This window comes from Bacillus sp. SIMBA_008 (assembly GCF_046535495.1).
Taxonomy (GTDB): domain Bacteria; phylum Bacillota; class Bacilli; order Bacillales; family Bacillaceae; genus Bacillus; species Bacillus subtilis.
In genome coordinates this window covers 460,996-479,533 of the sequence record NZ_JAWRWL010000002.1, presented here as the reverse complement: position 1 = coordinate 479,533, position 18,538 = coordinate 460,996, and the positions used below count along the sequence as shown (strand labels likewise).

General features: G+C 42.2%; 18 protein-coding genes. 15 read left to right on the top strand and 3 right to left on the bottom strand.

What is annotated here, in order from left to right; all coding sequences use genetic code 11:
• Positions 1-64 precede the first annotated feature (64 nt).
• The gene (locus SB658_RS07850; protein WP_032677385.1) at positions 65-355 is read left to right on the top strand and encodes a YkvR family protein; all 291 of its coding nucleotides are present in this window, start codon (positions 65-67) and stop codon (positions 353-355) included.
• Positions 356-475: 120 nt separating this feature from the next.
• Here the strand turns inward: SB658_RS07850 and SB658_RS07845 are convergent, their stop codons facing one another.
• Positions 476-661, bottom strand: a complete 186-nt coding sequence (locus SB658_RS07845; RefSeq protein ID WP_003232446.1) for a YkvS family protein — start codon at positions 659-661, stop codon at positions 476-478.
• A 165-nt stretch (positions 662-826) separates the two neighbouring features.
• On the opposite strand from SB658_RS07845, the gene SB658_RS07840 reads away from it, so the two are divergent.
• From SB658_RS07840 to pfeT, 5 genes are all read left to right on the top strand, one after another.
• Positions 827-1,021, top strand: coding sequence for a hypothetical protein (locus tag SB658_RS07840; RefSeq protein WP_003218622.1), 195 nt, complete (start codon positions 827-829; stop codon positions 1,019-1,021).
• 298 nt (positions 1,022-1,319) lie between these two features.
• Positions 1,320-1,946 (top strand): cell wall hydrolase, encoded by a 627-nt coding sequence (locus SB658_RS07835; protein ID WP_003232442.1) that lies wholly within the window; start codon positions 1,320-1,322, stop codon positions 1,944-1,946.
• A gap of 117 nt (positions 1,947-2,063) precedes the next feature.
• Positions 2,064-3,401, top strand: a complete 1,338-nt coding sequence (gene ykvU / locus SB658_RS07830) for a sporulation protein YkvU (protein WP_003245552.1) — start codon at positions 2,064-2,066, stop codon at positions 3,399-3,401.
• Positions 3,402-3,451: 50 nt separating this feature from the next.
• Positions 3,452-3,949: a sporulation thiol-disulfide oxidoreductase StoA gene (stoA, locus tag SB658_RS07825; protein WP_032677382.1), complete on the top strand. Its 498-nt coding sequence runs from the start codon at positions 3,452-3,454 to the stop codon at positions 3,947-3,949.
• A 235-nt stretch (positions 3,950-4,184) separates the two neighbouring features.
• The gene (gene pfeT / locus SB658_RS07820; protein ID WP_003232436.1) at positions 4,185-6,098 is read left to right on the top strand and encodes a metal-transporting ATPase PfeT; all 1,914 of its coding nucleotides are present in this window, start codon (positions 4,185-4,187) and stop codon (positions 6,096-6,098) included.
• 37 nt (positions 6,099-6,135) lie between these two features.
• Here the strand turns inward: pfeT and SB658_RS07815 are convergent, their stop codons facing one another.
• Positions 6,136-6,339, bottom strand: coding sequence for a hypothetical protein (locus tag SB658_RS07815; RefSeq protein WP_014476643.1), 204 nt, complete (start codon positions 6,337-6,339; stop codon positions 6,136-6,138).
• A 165-nt stretch (positions 6,340-6,504) separates the two neighbouring features.
• Here SB658_RS07815 and papB point away from each other — a divergent pair, with 165 nt between their 5' ends.
• From papB to splB, 8 genes are all read left to right on the top strand, one after another.
• Positions 6,505-7,596 (top strand): di/tri-peptidase, encoded by a 1,092-nt coding sequence (gene papB / locus SB658_RS07810; protein WP_003232433.1) that lies wholly within the window; start codon positions 6,505-6,507, stop codon positions 7,594-7,596.
• A gap of 281 nt (positions 7,597-7,877) precedes the next feature.
• A complete protein-coding gene (locus SB658_RS07805; RefSeq protein WP_032677380.1) occupies positions 7,878-8,843 on the top strand; it encodes a LacI family DNA-binding transcriptional regulator in 966 nt (321 codons plus the stop codon).
• A 62-nt stretch (positions 8,844-8,905) separates the two neighbouring features.
• Complete coding sequence (gene glcT, locus SB658_RS07800) at positions 8,906-9,772, top strand: glucose PTS transporter transcription antiterminator GlcT (protein WP_003232429.1); 867 nt, start codon at positions 8,906-8,908, stop codon at positions 9,770-9,772.
• Between the two features lie 228 nt (positions 9,773-10,000).
• Positions 10,001-12,100, top strand: coding sequence for a PTS glucose transporter subunit IIABC (gene ptsG / locus SB658_RS07795; protein WP_003232428.1), 2,100 nt, complete (start codon positions 10,001-10,003; stop codon positions 12,098-12,100).
• A 97-nt stretch (positions 12,101-12,197) separates the two neighbouring features.
• Complete coding sequence (locus tag SB658_RS07790) at positions 12,198-12,464, top strand: phosphocarrier protein HPr (protein WP_003154654.1); 267 nt, start codon at positions 12,198-12,200, stop codon at positions 12,462-12,464.
• Positions 12,464-14,176, top strand: coding sequence for a phosphoenolpyruvate--protein phosphotransferase (ptsP, locus tag SB658_RS07785; protein ID WP_003218638.1), 1,713 nt, complete (start codon positions 12,464-12,466; stop codon positions 14,174-14,176). Before SB658_RS07790 ends, ptsP begins: the two co-directional genes overlap by 1 nt.
• Positions 14,177-14,266: 90 nt before the next feature.
• Positions 14,267-14,506, top strand: a complete 240-nt coding sequence (gene splA / locus SB658_RS07780; RefSeq protein ID WP_003218644.1) for a splAB operon transcriptional regulator SplA — start codon at positions 14,267-14,269, stop codon at positions 14,504-14,506.
• Between the two features lie 77 nt (positions 14,507-14,583).
• Complete coding sequence (gene splB / locus SB658_RS07775) at positions 14,584-15,612, top strand: spore photoproduct lyase (protein ID WP_003232425.1); 1,029 nt, start codon at positions 14,584-14,586, stop codon at positions 15,610-15,612.
• Here splB and SB658_RS07770 read toward each other — a convergent pair.
• Positions 15,605-16,306, bottom strand: a complete 702-nt coding sequence (locus SB658_RS07770; RefSeq protein ID WP_003232423.1) for a GNAT family N-acetyltransferase — start codon at positions 16,304-16,306, stop codon at positions 15,605-15,607. The genes splB and SB658_RS07770 overlap by 8 nt on opposite strands.
• Before the next feature lie 134 nt (positions 16,307-16,440).
• On the opposite strand from SB658_RS07770, the gene mcpC reads away from it, so the two are divergent.
• Positions 16,441-18,408 carry a methyl-accepting chemotaxis protein McpC gene (gene mcpC / locus SB658_RS07765; protein WP_032677375.1) on the top strand — a complete coding sequence of 656 codons (1,968 nt, stop codon included), beginning with the start codon at positions 16,441-16,443 and terminating at the stop codon, positions 18,406-18,408.
• Positions 18,409-18,538: the final 130 nt, after the last annotated feature.

Sequence of the window (18,538 nt, the reverse complement as noted above, 5' to 3'; positions counted from 1 at the left end):
AGATTCATTGTAAACATTCGCTAAGGTATGCTAAGATGCATGGACTATAAAGGAGTGATATGAAGTGAAGACATTGCGGTTAAACAATGTAACGTTAGAAATGACTGCATATCAAGAGGAGAGCGAGCCGAAGCGAAAAATTGCATTTACCTTAAACGTTACGAGTGAGACTTACCATGATATCGCTGTCCTGTTGTATGAAAAAACGTTTAATGTCGAGGTTCCGGAACGCGATCTTGCCTTCCGGGGGGAAATGACAAATTATTCAACATCATTGACCAACCTGTACGAACCAGGGGCCGTCAGCGCGTTCTATATAGAAATAACGGAAATAGACAAAAACGCCGATTCATGATCGGTGTTTTTTATGTAAAAAAGCTGCCGGCCGGCAGCTTTTGAGAAAGCGAATTTCATATGTAAGGTGTTAAATTGTCCGTCTTGCAGTTTTTTGAATAAATGTGGAAATAAGGAGGTTTTAATAGGAGTCTCTGATGATCTTATAATTTTTATGATTAACAACTGTCAATGAATCTAACTCAAGATCCCGATAGTTATCCATGATCGTCACATCAACGATAACAGAATTCTCATTTACTTTTTCAACAACACCGGTTAATCCGTTTTTAAATTCAATGACATTCCCAACCTTAGCGATTTTCACAAGCTTCCTCTCCTTTAAACATAATAATGCCTTTTGAAAGTATTTTGCAGTATTTTCATTGAGAAGTAAAGCGATAAGGAGTTTTATCTCCCTTATGAATTGTTCTGTCGCTATAAAGATGATATATTGATTTTCGTCAATAGAAAGAAAAGGGGGGAATTTTTGTTGCGTCCCGAAGAAATAACAGAAATGATTGAACAGCTGCGCACCGGCGCCATAAACGAACTGAGAGTCCAGAAAGAGCATTTTCTTGATTTCAGGGCCGTGTTATCTAAACAAGATGATTTTAAACATTTCCGAGGAATTGCCCAGCAAGGCGGAGATGTTATCTTTCAATACTTAGAACAGCCAAGAAGCTGAAGGTTTCTCATACGTGAGAAGCCTTTTTATCATATATGACAGAACACAAGCCTTTTATTACAGCTGTCTGTAACAGGTGTAAATAAAATGTAAAGTGTCAAAAATGGATAAACATGTTTTAATTTGACAATATTTATAGAATTTCAAACTGTTTTTTTGCCATTAAGCAGTGAGTCATCCTCTTTATTCCATCCTGATACCTCCTTGGGAGAGTTGGAAAATCTTTTTCCGTGAAAATGAATGGATCTCTTGTTAAGGTTATGAAGTGTTTTTTGGAGCACTTTAAGGAGGAAACTGTATGACAACGAAATTCACTGCTCTGGCTGTTTTTCTTCTTTGTTTCATGCCTGCAGCCAAAATTGAGCATACACAAGCTTCACTACTGAGCGCAAAGAAGACAAAACATGAAGAAGCGAAATGGCTTACACATATAGATCGAAATACGAATGAATCTTTCCCTTCACTGTCTGCTGATAAAGACAAGAAAATAAAACCGATTAAGCTATCAGCACACACCGAAAAGAAAGAGAAAGATAAACCGGACAAAACAAATGATGAGAAAGAAACATATACACAGTCTGAAAAAGAGTTGCTGTCCCGTCTCGTTCACGCAGAGGCCAAAGGAGAATCATATAAAGGCAAGGTCGCTGTAGCAAGCGTTGTACTGAACAGAACGGAGAAAAAAGGTTTTCCTGATACGATAAGAGGAGTTATTTATCAGAAAAACGCCTTTGAACCGGTCGCAAACGGGAGCATTAACCAAAAGCCTGATAAAGAATCGATTGAAGCTGCCGAAGAAGCGCTGTCCTCAAAAAATAGAGAAACAGATGCCATATTCTTTTATAATCCGAAAACAGCGTCAGATAATTGGATTCGTTCAAGAAAAATCGTAGAAAAAATCGGCAGACACGTTTTTGCCGTCTAAGCATAGAAGAGACAATTTGTCTCAGCTGTGCTTTTTTTCATATAAAGAGTAAAAATAAAATAATTTTTGAACTTGTCTCATATGATGTTGGTAGTACAAGAGACAAGGAGAGACATCATGAATCGATTTGTGAAAGGGATCATTCTTTTATCCATTGCCGCCTTTTTCGCTGAATGCCTTGAATTTGTCGTCAATATGATTTTGGCGCGGGAGCTTGGCGAGCATGGGATGGGGCTTTACATGAGTATTTTGCCCACGATCTTTTTAATTATTGTCATCGCGAGCCTGGAACTGCCGATATCCATTTCTAAATTCATTGCCGAGTCAAATCCTAAGCTTCATGAAAGCATGCTGAGGCACGCTTTCAGAATGACAGCCATTTTTACTGCTTTTTCTACTGCCGCCGCTAGTATTGCGCTTCCGTTTATTCCGGTATTTGATACATACCACCCGTTTATTAAAGGGATTGTCATCGGCTTAATTCCTGTTGTCGCCTTTACTTCAATCGCCAGGGGCTACTTTATGGGTGTGCAGAAAATGGGGAAGATCGCAATTGCCAATGTGCTGAAAAAAATCATCCAGCTCTTGTGCTTATTCCTCTTTTTTCAATGGTACTCATTTGAATTGGACATGGCTGTGCTGATTTCCTTGTTTGTTCTAGTCGTGAGTGATGTGGTCGTGCTTGTTTACTTATATTCACAATTTATCATGGCAAGGCGGGCGTTATCCGGCCAGCAGCACATTCATTTGCGCGGAAAGGATGTAAGGAAAAGACTGCTTGCTGTTTCAATTCCTACAACAGGACTGCGTATTTTTCATGCGGTTGTCAATGCAATTGAACCCTTTTTAGTAAAAGGAGCTCTTTTGGCTGCGGGCGTTGCCGGGACAGCGGCGATCGATCAATACGGAATGCTGGCAGGAGTGGCTGTGACGATAGGGTCGTTCCCTGCTTTTATTGCCCATTCGTTAATGGTCGTCATGATACCGAGTATTTCGGAAGCTTATGCGCTTTCTCAGTATGACATCGTGTTAAAAAGACTGAAGCAGTCGATTTTCATTACATTAGGTTACGGTATACCTGCCGTCTGGGTCATGTTCCAGTTTGCGGGACCTCTCACGCATTTGTTTTTTCACTCTCCTGAAGCGCAGTATTACCTACAGCTGTTGTGGCCTTACTTTCTCTTTCATCTGTTTGTCATGCCGCTGCAGGCGTGCTTAATCGGGATGGGTTTTGTGAAAGAGGCTTTTTATCACAATGTATGGAGCCATATCGTTGCGCTAAGTATGATGTATGTACTGGGATCAATGGAGAATCTGCAAATGCTCGGGATTATCCTTGGAATGAACACTGGCATGATTCTTTTGACGAGCCTGCACTATGCCACGATCTGCAAAGCATTGAAGGTATCCGTATTTCTTACGGGAGGGACCAGAACGCCGCGAATTGAAGGATGATAAAGGAATTGCGGGGGCAAGCTAATTGAAAAGCATGAAAGGAAGATTCCATGTTGACGAAGCGCTTGCTTACTATATACATTATGTTATTAGGGTTGATTGCATGGTTTCCATGTGCGGCACAAGCTGAGGAAAAACAGCCTGCTGTTCCCGCTGTTTTTCTTATGAAAACGATAGAAGGGGAGGACATCTCGATTCCGAATAAAGGGCAAAAAACAATTCTCCATTTTTGGACGTCATGGTGTCCGCCCTGCAAAAAGGAGCTTCCACAGTTTCAATCGTTTTATGATGCCCATCCATCCGACAGTGTGAAGCTGGTAACGGTGAATTTAGTGAATTCGGAACAAAATCAGCAAGTCGTTGAAGACTTTATTAAAGCAAACAAGCTGACGTTTCCAATTGTCCTTGACTCAAAAGGGGAATTGATGAAGGAGTATCATATCATCACGATCCCAACATCATTTTTGCTGAATGAAAAGGGAGAAATTGAAAAAACAAAAATTGGCCCGATGACAAAGGAACAACTGAAGGAATGGACGGTAGAATAGCTGAGAGCATAGACTCTCAGCTTTTTTCATATAGAGAAGAAGTGAATAAACATTAATGATAATTATTATCAAAAAGAAATTAAAATAATTATAATTGAAATTCTCTTCGTGCGTGCTATAATAAAGGAAGACATCAAGAAATAACTGACGATAAAGCTGCCTTTTGGGCAGCGATTTTGTTTTTATAAGAGAAATGAAGATGATTTACGTTCTCAATTAGAGAGGAGAATTCGATATGAATGAACAAGTTATCGTTCAACGCGACCCGCACGAGCCATTGAAAACAGACAAGAGGGAAAAAAACTGGGCACAGCACGCGGAGCTTATTGCAGCACTTGTATCAGGCGCTCTTATTTTGGCAGGCTGGCTCTTATCCGGATATCAGGTATTATCCATAATACTTTTCTTGCTGGCTTTTGTGATCGGCGGATTTGCTAAAGCAAAGGAAGGAATCGAAGAAACACTCGAATCCAAAACGCTGAATGTAGAACTTTTAATGATTTTCGCTGCCGTTGGTTCCGCCTTGATCGGATACTGGGCAGAGGGTGCTATTTTAATATTTATTTTTTCCTTAAGCGGAGCTTTAGAAACATACACGATGAATAAAAGCAGCAGAGATTTAACGTCTTTAATGCAGCTTGAGCCTGAAGAAGCGACATTGATGGTCAATGGTGAAACCAAAAGAGTTCCGGTTTCAGACTTGCAGGCCGGTGATATGATTGTGATTAAACCTGGAGAACGCGTAGCGGCAGACGGTATCATTGAATCGGGCTCGACAAGTCTTGACGAGTCGGCTTTAACAGGTGAATCAATGCCTGTAGAAAAAAACAGAGGCGACGCTGTATTCACAGGAACGGTGAATCGCAATGGCTCCTTGACTGTCCGTGTCACGAAAGCAAATGAAGATTCGTTATTCAGAAAAATTATCAAACTGGTTGAATCAGCGCAAAATAGTGTTTCACCCGCGCAGGCTTTCATCGAACGATTTGAAAATGCTTATGTGAAAGGTGTGCTAATTGCGGTGGCGCTCCTTTTATTCGTCCCGCACTTTGCGCTGGGCTGGAGCTGGAGTGAAACCTTCTACCGCGCAATGGTGTTTATGGTTGTCGCGTCACCTTGTGCGCTTGTCGCCTCTATTATGCCGGCGGCGCTGTCCCTGATTTCAAATGGCGCCCGCAACGGTATGCTTGTGAAAGGAAGCGTCTTTCTTGAACAGCTGGGCTCAGTGCAAATGATCGCCTTTGATAAAACCGGCACTGTAACAAAAGGCCAGCCTGCCGTAGAGACGATTAGAATAGCAGAAGGATTCAGTGAAGCGGAAGTTCTTGAGGCTGTCTATGCCATCGAAATGCAATCAAGCCATCCGCTCGCCCAAGCCATAACGGCGTACGCTGAAAGCCGCGGCGTGAATCAGTCTGGCTACATATCTATAGAAGAAACCTCAGGGTTTGGCGTTATGGCAGAAGTGTCGGGTGCGAAATGGAAGGTCGGTAAAGCAGGTTTTATCGGCGAGGAAATGGCAGCACAATTTTTGAAACAAACAGCATCAGATGTCATTCAAAGCGGTCATACAATTGTATTTGTGAAAAAGGATGATCAAATAGCAGGCTGTATCGCACTGAAGGACCAAATCAGGCCTGAAGCAAAAGAGGTCATGGAAGAACTGAACCGATTTGGGATTAAAACGGCCATGCTGACAGGAGATCACGAAGACACGGCTCAAGCGATTGCCAAGGAAGCCGGCATGACAACTGTCGTAGCAGAATGCCTGCCGGACCAAAAAGTGAATGAAATCAAACGGTTAAAAGAAGAATTCGGAACGATTGCAATGGTGGGTGACGGAATCAATGATGCGCCGGCACTCAAAGCGGCGGATGTCGGCATTGCGATGGGCGGCGGAACAGATGTAGCACTTGAGACCGCTGATATGGTCCTCATGAAAAACGATTTGAAAAAACTCGTAAACATGTGCCGCTTGTCTCGGAAAATGAACAGGATCATCAAACAAAATATCGTGTTTTCTCTAGCTGTAATCTGCCTGCTGATTTGTGCAAACTTTTTGCAGGCGATGGAATTGCCATTTGGCGTGATTGGTCATGAGGGCAGTACGATTTTAGTCATACTAAACGGTTTAAGACTCCTAAAATAAAACCAGCAGCCTAATCAGGCTGCTGGCTTTTTATGTATCAAGCTTTCCCTTCATTTTTGTCTTTATCAGATCTTTTCATAACTAGGATGAGAGCGAGGATGCAGCAAAGGAAACCCGCTGCACAGCCTATGATAGAGCTGTAATAATAAAAGCCCACCATCTTCATCCCGATAAAAGGAGCGGAAATTCCCAAAACCGTTAAGAGCATAACTGCTTTTCGTCTGAAAAAATTCATCAGCAAACGGAACAACCCCCCTGCGATTGAACGTTACTGTCAGTATACAGGAAGAGGAGCAGGAAATAAAATGCATTAGAAAATGAAGGCGTCGTGAAAGGCAAACACCGGTAAAACCTGTTACAATGGAAGACAGAACAATGCATTGCAAATGGCAGGGAGGAACAAGAAGTGAATAGAATACAACGCGTCTCTTCATGGCTGAAGGAAGCGGGGCATACTGCCGCATTTATTCATACGAAAGAAAATGTTTTTTACTTAACCGGTTTTTACACAGAGCCGCATGAAAGATTAATGGGGTTATTTATTTTTCAAGAAGAGGAGCCTTTCTTTGTTTGTCCAGGAATGGAAGCAGGACAGGCCCGCAACGCAGGCTGGAATCATGAAATCATTGGCTATGCGGATCACGAAAATCCGTGGGAGCTGATAGAGAAGGCCTTGAAAAAGCGAAATATCAGCATACATACGCTTGCGGTAGAAAAGGATTCAATCTCGCTATCACGTGCAGAACAGCTGAAGCATGCGACGGGCGGGGCTCAATTTGTTTCAGCAGAAGAAACACTCAATCAATTTCGACTGATTAAAGATGACAATGAGATTCGTTTGCTGAAAGAGGCGGCAAAGCTTGCAGATTACGGTGTTGAAGTCGGCACAGCCGCTTTGCGTGAAGGCATCAGTGAAGTGGAAGTGCTCGCTCAAATTGAGTATGAGCTGAAGAAAAAAGGAATTCAGGGCATGTCTTTCTCTACAATGGTTTTATTCGGAGAAAAATCTGGCCAGCCTCATGGAAATCCTGGTACAGCCACGTTGAAAAAAGGTGATTTTGTTTTATTTGATCTCGGTGTTATTCTTGATGGCTATTGCTCTGATATTACAAGAACGTTTGCATACAAAACCATCAATCCGAAGCAGGAGGCCATTTACGAGACTGTGCTTCAAGCGGAAAAAGCCGCGATTGAGGCAAGCAAACCCGGTGTGAGAATCGGAGATCTGGATTTAACTGCCCGCGGAATCATTGAAAAAGCGGGATACGGTGATTATTTTCCTCACCGGCTTGGGCATGGACTCGGAATTTCTGTCCATGAGTATCCATCCATGAGCCAGGCCAACGATACACTGTTGCAGGAAGGCATGGTCTACACGATCGAACCGGGGATTTATGTGCCTGAGATCGGCGGCGTGCGCATTGAGGATGACGTTCACGTAACAATGGAAGGAGCAGTTGCTCTGACCCAATATCCAAAGGATTTGATCATACTGTAATAGAAATAAAAAAGGACTTTGTTCTCGACATCGTCCTTTTTTATCTGCATTAAATAAAAAAATCATCAAATGTTCGAAAGGGTTTAATTTCATGTTTTTGGTTGAGAGGTTTTACAGCAAGACAGCTGCCACCGAGAACAGTGAGACATAACCCAATTAAAATGAAGAAACCCATGTGATCTTCTCCTTTCAGCTTAAAACACAAAAAGATATCTGGTACGTCCATATCATATTGTATGAAACGCATTCCAGATCAAGGGGATTTAGAAAGAAGGGAATCTATGGCTAATATTAAAGACATTGCAGAAAAAGCCGGTGTCTCTGTTACAACGGTTTCCCGAGTCATAAACAATCATCCATACGTCAGTGAAGACAAACGAAAAAGAGTGTTTGAGGCAATGGAATCATTGAAGTACACGAGAAATATTCACGCTGTACATTTGTCGAAAGGATTTTCAAACATGATTGGTGTTGTCTTGCCGACGGTTAATCTGCCATATTTTGCAGAGCTGATTGCAGGAATAGCCGACGCAGCCGCGGAATCCGGGGTTCACCTCTCTTTATTCCAAACAAACTATGAGGTACAAAAAGAAATCTTTGCGCTGTCCCAATTAAAGCAGCGCCAGGTTGACGGCCTGATTTTTTGCTCAAAGGCGCTTGCTGATGAGAAACTCATGGAATGGGAGGGCCCGATTTTGCTTTGCCAGAATTCAGATAATGCCCGCTTCCCAACCATCAGCATTCCTCACCAAGAAGCATTTCGGAACGGCTTGGACTATTTAATTGCCAAAGGGCACAAAAAAATAGCCATCTGTTTGGCAAGAAAAAAAGGCATGAACAGCCATTTTCGAATCAAAGCCTACAAAGAGGCATTGGAAGAGATCGGCGAGGCATTTCGTGAAGACTGGGTAATTGAGAAAGCGATTACAATCAATGATGGGAAGGCGCTTTTTCATAAATGGAAAACGTGGAAGGAAAAGCCGACGGCTATTTTTGTTGCCAATGACCAAGTCTCAGCAGGACTTTTTCTTGAAGCAAAGAACCAGCGGGTGTCAGTACCGGATGAGCTTGCAATCTTAAGCGTTGATAACCACGAAATCAGCCAAGCGCTTGGAATCACAACGATCGATATTCAGACAAGGGAAATGGGAAAGCAGGCATTTGCCATACTGGAAAAAAGAATTCAAGGACAGCCAATTGAAAGGAAAGTTCTGGATTACCGTCTCATCGAAAGATCGACTGTTTAGTGAATGCATTGAAAAAAGGTTTGACGTGCATTCCGTTCGTTATGTACGATATGAGGTATTGAATGACAAAGGAGCTGAGGATCGTGAATGGGTCCTTCACAGTGAAAAAGGTACTGAATAATAACGTATTAATTGCTTCTCATCATAAATACAGCGAAGTCGTTTTAATCGGAAAAGGTATTGGTTTCGGAAAAAAACAAGATGATGTCATTGAAGATAAAGGCTACGATAAAATGTTCATTTTAAAAGACGAGAAGGAACAAAAGCAATTTAAAAAGCTCCTTGACTATGTTGATGAAAAGCTCGTTGATATTTCAAACGATGTCATCTATCACATAAGAAATAGGACTAATCACTCATTAAATGAACATATTCACATTGCGTTGACAGACCATATCGCATTTGCGATCAAAAGGCAGCAGCAGGGATTTGATATGAAAAATCCATTTCTAATGGAGACTCAGTCACTATATCCTGAGGAGTACCAAATTGCCAAAGAAGTCATAGATATGATCAATGAAAAAGCGGGAATCTGCCTTCCGGAAGGGGAGATTGGTTTTATCGCTCTGCATATCCATTCAGCGTTGACAAACCGTCTGCTGTCCGAGGTCAATCAGCACTCTCAGCTCATGGCGCAGCTTGTCGAGGTGATTGAAGACTCATTTCAAATGAAAGTAAATAAGGAAAGTGTCAACTATTTGCGGCTGATCAGGCATATCAGATTTACAATAGAAAGAATTAAAAAAGAAGAACCGACTAAAGAACCAGAAAAATTAATGTTGTTATTGAAAAATGAATATCCGCTATGCTACAATACAGCTTGGAAATTGATTAAAATCTTGCAGCAAACATTGAAGAAACCAGTTCATGAGGCGGAAGCGGTTTATCTGACGCTTCATCTGTACCGATTAACCAATAAAATTTCATAAATTCAGTTTATCCTTATAACGTGTTACTGATTCGATCAGGCATGAGTGATTGAGGGAAAAAAACGGGAAGTTCATTCTCGTTCTTTTGCGCACCCAATTTTGCTCATGCCTTTTTGTTGTGTAAAAGGGCAAATGTAAACGGTTAAACTGGAAGACTTACGCCTGTGAATTCGTTGTCATGATTTTTAGCTGTAAGGTCAGACTAGTAAAAAGAGGAGGTCAATTCTTATGTTTAAAGCATTATTCGGCGTTCTTCAAAAAATTGGGCGTGCGCTTATGCTTCCAGTTGCGATCCTTCCGGCTGCGGGTATTTTGCTTGCGATCGGGAATGCGATGCAAAATAAGGACATGATTCAGGTCCTGCATTTCTTGAGCAATGACAATGTTCAGCTTGTAGCAGGTGTGATGGAAAGCGCTGGGCAGATTGTTTTCGATAACCTTCCGCTTCTTTTCGCAGTAGGTGTAGCCATCGGGCTTGCCAATGGTGATGGAGTTGCAGGGATTGCAGCAATTATCGGTTATCTTGTAATGAATGTATCCATGAGTGCGGTTCTTCTTGCAAACGGAACCATTCCTTCGGATTCAGTTGAAAGAGCCAAGTTCTTTACGGAAAACCATCCTGCATATGTAAACATGCTTGGTATACCTACCCTGGCGACAGGGGTGTTCGGCGGTATTATCGTCGGTGTGTTAGCTGCATTATTGTTTAACAGATTTTACACAATTGAACTGCCGCAATACCTTGGTTTCTTTGCGGGTAAACGTTTCGTTCCAATTGTTACGTCAATTTCTGCACTGATTCTGGGTCTTATTATGTTAGTGATCTGGCCTCCGATCCAGCATGGATTGAATGCCTTTTCAACAGGATTAGTGGAAGCGAATCCAACCCTTGCTGCATTTATCTTCGGGGTGATTGAACGTTCGCTTATCCCATTCGGATTGCACCACATTTTCTATTCGCCGTTCTGGTATGAATTCTTCAGCTATAAGAGTGCAGCAGGAGAAATCATCCGCGGGGATCAGCGTATCTTTATGGCGCAGATTAAAGACGGCGTACAGTTAACGGCAGGTACGTTCATGACAGGTAAATATCCATTTATGATGTTCGGTCTGCCTGCTGCGGCGCTTGCCATTTATCATGAAGCAAAACCGCAAAACAAAAAACTCGTTGCAGGTATTATGGGTTCAGCGGCCTTGACATCCTTCTTAACGGGGATCACAGAGCCATTGGAATTTTCTTTCTTATTCGTTGCTCCAGTCCTGTTTGCGATTCACTGTTTGTTTGCGGGACTTTCATTCATGGTCATGCAGCTGTTGAATGTTAAGATTGGTATGACATTCTCCGGCGGTTTAATTGACTACTTCCTATTCGGTATTTTACCGAACCGGACGGCATGGTGGCTTGTCATCCCTGTCGGCTTAGGGTTAGCGGTCATTTACTACTTCGGATTCCGATTTGCCATCCGCAAATTTAATCTGAAAACACCTGGACGCGAGGATGCTGCGGAAGAAACAACAGCACCTGGGAAAACAGGTGAAGCAGGGGATCTTCCTTATGAGATTCTGCAGGCAATGGGTGACCAGGAAAACATCAAACACCTTGATGCTTGTATCACTCGTCTGCGTGTGACTGTAAACGATCAGAAAAAGGTTGATAAAGACCGTCTGAAACAGCTTGGCGCTTCCGGAGTGCTGGAAGTCGGCAACAACATTCAGGCTATTTTCGGACCGCGTTCTGACGGGTTAAAAACACAAATGCAAGACATTATTGCGGGACGCAAGCCTAGACCTGAACCGAAAACATCTGCTCAAGAGGAAGTAGGCCAGCAGGTTGAGGAAGTGATTGCAGAACCGCTGCAAAATGAAATCGGCGAGGAAGTTTTCGTTTCTCCGATTACCGGGGAAATTCACCCGATTACGGATGTTCCTGACCAAGTCTTCTCAGGAAAAATGATGGGTGACGGTTTTGCGATTCTCCCTTCTGAAGGAATTGTCGTATCACCGGTTCGCGGAAAAATTCTAAATGTGTTCCCGACGAAACATGCGATCGGCCTGCAATCCGACGGCGGAAGAGAAATTTTAATCCACTTTGGTATTGATACCGTCAGCCTGAAGGGCGAAGGATTTACGTCTTTCGTATCAGAAGGAGACCGCGTTGAGCCTGGACAAAAACTTCTTGAAGTTGATCTGCATGCAGTCAAACCGAATGTACCATCTCTCATGACACCGATTGTATTTACAAACCTTGCTGAAGGAGAAACAGTCAGCATTAAAGCAAGCGGTTCAGTCAACAGAGAACAAGAAGATATTGTGAAGATTGAAAAATAAGGGTGTTAGTACGCCGTGCTTGTCAGATGACAAGTACGGTTGTATGATATAATATTGTGAAGTAATTAAGCTTTAAGTTAAAAGGAGAATGATAAAAATGGCACAAAAAACATTTAAAGTAACTGCAGATTCTGGAATCCATGCTCGTCCTGCGACAGTTCTTGTACAAACTGCTAGCAAATACGACGCTGACGTTAATTTAGAATATAACGGCAAAACAGTTAACCTTAAATCTATTATGGGTGTTATGTCTTTAGGTATCGCTAAAGGCGCTGAGATCACAATCTCTGCTTCCGGAGCTGACGAAAACGATGCTCTTAACGCTTTAGAAGAAACAATGAAAAGCGAAGGACTCGGCGAGTAATGCAAGAATTAAAAGGGATTGGTGCTTCAGCCGGCATCGCGATTGCAAAAGCATACCGGCTTGAAGAGCCAGATTTAACGGTTGAAAAGAAAAACATCTCTGATTCTGAAGCGGAAGTAAGCCGTTTTGATGAAGCGATTGCACGTTCAAAAGAAGAGCTCGAAAAAATCAAAGAGCACGCTTTGAAAGAACTGGGTCAGGATAAAGCTGATATTTTTTCTGCTCACCTTTTAGTTCTCAGTGACCCTGAGCTTCTGAACCCTGTGAAAGAAAAAATCAGCACTGATTCAGTGAACGCTGAATTCGCTTTAAAAGAAACGTCTTCTATGTTCGTTACCATGTTTGAATCTATGGACAACGAATATATGAAAGAGCGTGCGGCAGATATCCGCGATGTAACAAAACGCGTAACCGGCCACCTGCTTGGCGTCGAAATTCCAAACCCAAGCATGATCTCAGAAGAGGTTATTATTGTAGCTGAAGACTTAACACCGTCTGACACAGCCCAATTAAACCGTGAGTTCGTAAAAGGATTCACTACTGATATCGGCGGACGCACATCTCACTCTGCCATCATGGCACGTTCTCTTGAGATTCCAGCAGTTGTTGGAACGAAAGCGGCTACAGGCACGATCCAAAACGGCGTGACTGTTATCGTTGACGGTATCAATGGCGATGTCATTATTGACCCATCTGCGGAAACTGTAAAAGAGTATGAAGAAAAACATAATGCTTATTTGGCTCAAAAAGCTGAGTGGGCGAAGCTTGTCAATGAACCGACTGTCTCAAAAGACGGACATCATGTAGAGCTTGCAGCGAACATCGGTACTCCTGATGATGTAAAAGGTGTTCTTGAAAACGGCGGAGAAGCAGTTGGCCTTTACCGTACAGAATTCCTTTACATGGGAAGAGATCAGCTGCCTACAGAAGATGAGCAGTTTGATGCTTACAAAACGGTTCTTGAGCGTATGGAAGGAAAATCAGTCGTCGTGCGTACACTTGATATCGGCGGAGACAAAGAGCTTCCTTACCTGCAGCTTCCTAAAGAAATGAACCCGTTCCTGGGATATAGAGCGATTCGTCTTTGCCTTGAAGAGCAAGAAATCTTCAGAACACAGCTTCGCGCGCTGCTTCGTGCAAGTACATACGGAAACTTGAAAATCATGTTCCCTATGATTGCGACAGTTAACGAATTCAAAGAAGCAAAAGCGATCCTTCTTGAAGAGAAAGAAAAGCTCGTAAAAGCGGGACAGGCTGTATCTGACGATATTGAAGTCGGAATGATGGTTGAGATTCCGTCAACTGCAGTCATCGCTGATCAGTTTGCTAAAGAGGTTGATTTCTTCAGTATCGGAACAAACGACTTGATCCAATACACAATGGCAGCTGACCGTATGAATGAACGTGTATCTTACCTGTATCAGCCATACAACCCGGCAATCCTTCGCTTAATTACACTGGTAATTGAAGCAGCACACAAAGAAGGAAAATGGGTTGGCATGTGTGGAGAAATGGCAGGAGACGAGATTGCGATTCCAATCCTTCTCGGCTTAGGCTTAGATGAGTTCTCAATGAGCGCAACGTCTATTCTTCCGGCAAGAACACAGATCAGCAAATTGTCTAAACAAGAAGCTGAGTCATTCAAAGAGAAAATCTTATCTATGAGCACGACAGAAGAAGTTGTCGCGTTCGTAAAAGAAACCTTCAAGTAATGTACAAAAACCAGACGGCCTCCGGCCTGTCTGGTTTTTTTCATAAGTAAGGGTATAGAAGGACACAATAACATGGCTAGGAGGGATAGTATGTCAAACCAATTTAACGCAGGAGATACTGTTTATGTGATCTACAGAAATCCGCACGCCGCCAATGTAGCCCACATAAAGGAAGCCGAAATTGTGCACCATCCATACCATGAAGGTGAGCTTTCCCTGTTTATTTATGAAACCTATCACCCGTTCGCAGAGGACGATGCTGTGTTTGCAAGCTATGAAGAAGCTAAATCGCTTTACAAAGAACTCTTTGATATTGATCCGTATGAGTAACAAGGAAATCATTACAACTCATATCCTTTCCGCCTAGTGAGAAAAGTAACGTTAGTAAAGGAAAAGGATGTGGCATCATGCAGAACCCATTTGTTCCGCAGCTTGTATATATAGAACCGAGGGCACTGGAATATCCGCTAGGCCAAGAATTACAAGAAAAATTTGAGAATATGGGCATTGAAATCAGAGAAACAACATCCCACAATCAGGTGCGTAATATTCCTGGGAAAAATCATCTTCAGCAATATCGCAATGCGAAATCAACTTTAGTTATCGGTGTCCGGAAAACATTAAAGTTTGATTCATCCAAACCCTCGGCTGAATATGCCATTCCGTTTGCAACAGGCTGTATGGGGCATTGTCATTACTGCTACCTGCAAACAACCATGGGATCAAAGCCGTATATCAGAACTTATGTAAACGTCGAAGAGATTTTGGATCAGGCAGATAAGTATATGAAGGAGCGCGCACCAGAGTTCACAAGGTTCGAAGCATCATGTACGTCAGACATTGTAGGAATTGATCATCTGACACACACGCTGAAGCGCGCCATTGAACATTTTGGCCAAAGTGATCTCGGAAAGCTCCGATTTGTAACGAAATTTCATCATGTCGATCACCTATTAGACGCAAAGCATAACGGGAAAACGAGATTCAGATTCAGTATTAATGCCGACTATGTGATTAAAAACTTTGAGCCGGGAACTTCACCTCTTGATAAGCGGATAGAGGCGGCAGTAAAAGTTGCAAAAGCAGGCTACCCGCTAGGCTTTATTGTTGCTCCGATTTATATTCATGAAGGCTGGGAAGAAGGATACAGACATCTGTTTGAAAAGCTTGATGCTGCTTTGCCGCAGGACGTTAGACATGACATAACGTTTGAATTAATTCAACACCGTTTTACAAAACCGGCCAAACGAGTGATAGAGAAAAATTATCCGAAGACGAAGCTCGAATTAGATGAAGAAAAGCGCCGTTATAAATGGGGACGCTACGGGATCGGAAAATATATTTATCAGAAAGATGAAGAGCATGCACTTCGAGAAGCACTTGAATCCTATATTGATACCTTTTTCCCTAACGCGAAAATTGAATATTTCACTTAAACGGGCTGTTGTGATCAACAGCTCTCTTTTTATAAAAAGGATTTTTCCATTCCATCAAAACGCCGTAATTCAATGATTCTTTATCCTCTACGTAATTGCTGACTACACGAATAGGTGAACGCCCGCAACGGAGGAGAAAGGACAGTACAGGGTCGTTTTTCCTGCCTTCCATCACATCTTCAACGTACTGAACAGCGCTGATCTCGTGTGCGTATTTATGATATAAAGGAATGCGGCCGCCGCCGAGAAGGCGCTCCAGTCTCTTATCAACAGTCAGCTCATACATCGTATTCATCAGCCATTTTCCGATTCCAAGCTTTCGATAATGAGGAGAAACAGAAATATCCACTACATATAAAGTATTTCCATGAGGTTCATGATTTTTAATCGATCCGTTGTCTGTTGCTTGTGCCCAAGTATGATCAGGAGATTCAGGCTCAAATTGTACAATAAGAGCAGTCATGGAACCGATAATTCTGCCATTGATGAGCGCGCATAAAGCGCCTTCCGGAAAGGTTTTGATATGGCTGACAAGCTGGTCCTCTGACCACAGCAATTCCTGGGGAAACGGAGGAGGGAAACATTCTTCTTGAAGAGAAATCAGCCTCTCGATGTCAGTCTCAGTGTAGTTTCTGATGGTCAGAGCCTCAAATTTTCTGCTGTCGAGCACATACATTTGTTTTAGTATGATCATCACTCTCCTTATGTTGTTTCATTATAACGAAGATTGAATTTTCAGTAAATATATTCCGATTTTCTTATAATTTATTTTTTGATTATTCATTTTTCAAACGAAAGGGCCGATATAGAAATTAGGAGGGGATTGGTTTGTTTAAAAAACTTCACATGAAGATTGCTGTTTTTGTTTCGATTATGTTAATCGTCACAGTTGTTCTTTTAATGCTGTCTTCTTATTTGACGCTAAAACCGATGATTACAGAGGATGGGAAAAATACAACTCAAAACGTGACGCAGTCACTTAAACAAAATATTGAATTGCAATTAAAGAGTTATGCCATTTCGTTATCAAGATTGGCTAATGGGGAATTAACGCATACATTTGTAACGAAACCAAGTAAAGAAGTTGCTCGGCTGTTTCACGATGACATTAAGCAAATCAAAGATAACGATGATTATGTTGCGATGGCATACATAGGCACCGCAAAAAAAGAAATGTTTACATATCCAAAAGCGGATTTCGCTGAGGATTATGATCCAGCATCAAGACCATGGTATAAGCTTGCAGCTGAAACCCCGGATCAAGTTGTTTGGACGGAACCTTATAAAGATGTCGTGACAGGAGACATGATTGTTACTGCATCGAAAGCGATCTTAGACGGGCAAAAAGTGATAGGGGTTGCCAGCTATGACTTGAAACTCTCTGCTATCCAGAGTATGGTCAATAAACAAAAGGTGCCTTACAATGGATTTGCCTTTTTAGCTGATACGAGCGGCAATCTTTTAGCCCATCCGTCAAATCAAGGAAAAAATATATCAAAGGATCAAACACTGCAAACCATCGCATCCGAGAAAAAAGGGATACAAGATGTGAATGGAAAAATGGTTGTGTACCAAACGATTGGCGAAACGGGCTGGAAGGTCGGAACGCAATTTGATACCGATCAATTAATGTGGATTTCAGATAAAATGAATCGGGCAAATCTTTGGATATCATTGCTTGCGCTTATCATAACAATTATTCTCAGCTACTTCCTGGCCAAAACGATAACCGGTCCGATACAGCAGCTGATCGCAAAAACGAAAGCTGTTTCCGCAGGCGATTTAACAGTGCGCGCGGAATCAAAATCTAAGGATGAAGTCGGTATTTTAACAAGAGATTTCAATCTGATGGTTGAAAATATGAAGGAAATGGTTGAGCAAGTGAGACTCTCTTCAGGGAAAGTATCTGACACCTCTGAACAACTAACGGCTGTCTCTGCCGAAACTAATGAAACAAGCGGACAAATTGCAAAAGCGATTGAAGAAGTAGCCGCAGGAGCATCGGAACAGGCTTCTGAAGTTGAAACCATTAATGAAAAATCGGAAAGCCTGTCAACGAAAATCAGGCAAATCGCTGAGGAGGCAGGCGGAATTAAAGAACGTTCAAAATCGTCCGAGGATGCAAGCTATAAAGGACTTGACGCGCTCGGCCAGCTGCTGATGAAATCAAACGAAGCCAATATGGAAACGAAAAAGGTTGAAACGATGCTGCTGGATTTGGAAAATCAAACTAAGAATATTGAAGAAGTCGTTACAGCGATTTCAAACATATCTGATCAAACCAACTTGCTTGCCTTAAATGCCAGTATTGAGGCAGCCAGAGCCGGAGAAAGCGGGCGCGGTTTTGCCGTCGTAGCCGATGAAGTGCGGAAGTTAGCTGAGCAATCAGCCCTTTCTACAAAGCATATCAGCGAGACTGTGAAGCTTATCCAGCTTGAGACAAAAGAGGCCTCTCACGCGATGGTTGAGGCAAGCAGAATGAATGATGAACAAAACAGTGCCATTCACGAAACTGGAGAGGTATTAAATACGATAACTGCAGAAATGCAGTCACTGGTACAAGGTATTGATCACATTTACGCGGAAATTCAAAGAATGAGTGAAGAACAGCTTGCGATTTCTGAAGCTATTCAAAGCATTTCAGCCATATCACAGGAATCAGCTGCCGCAGCAGAGGAAGTGAACGCATCAACCGATGAACAGCTTGTCACCCTTGATAAAGTCAAACACTCAACGGAAACACTAAAACATGCAAGCCAAGAACTTATGAACACAATTGCAAAATTCACATTGTAATCCAATTACATCCCCAAACATCATTTGTTTTGGGGATTTTTTATGTTATAAGATGAATAGATATGGTAGTCTAAAAAATGAAGGAAAAATGATAAATTTTAACTAAAATCAAAACGAAACATCAGGGAGG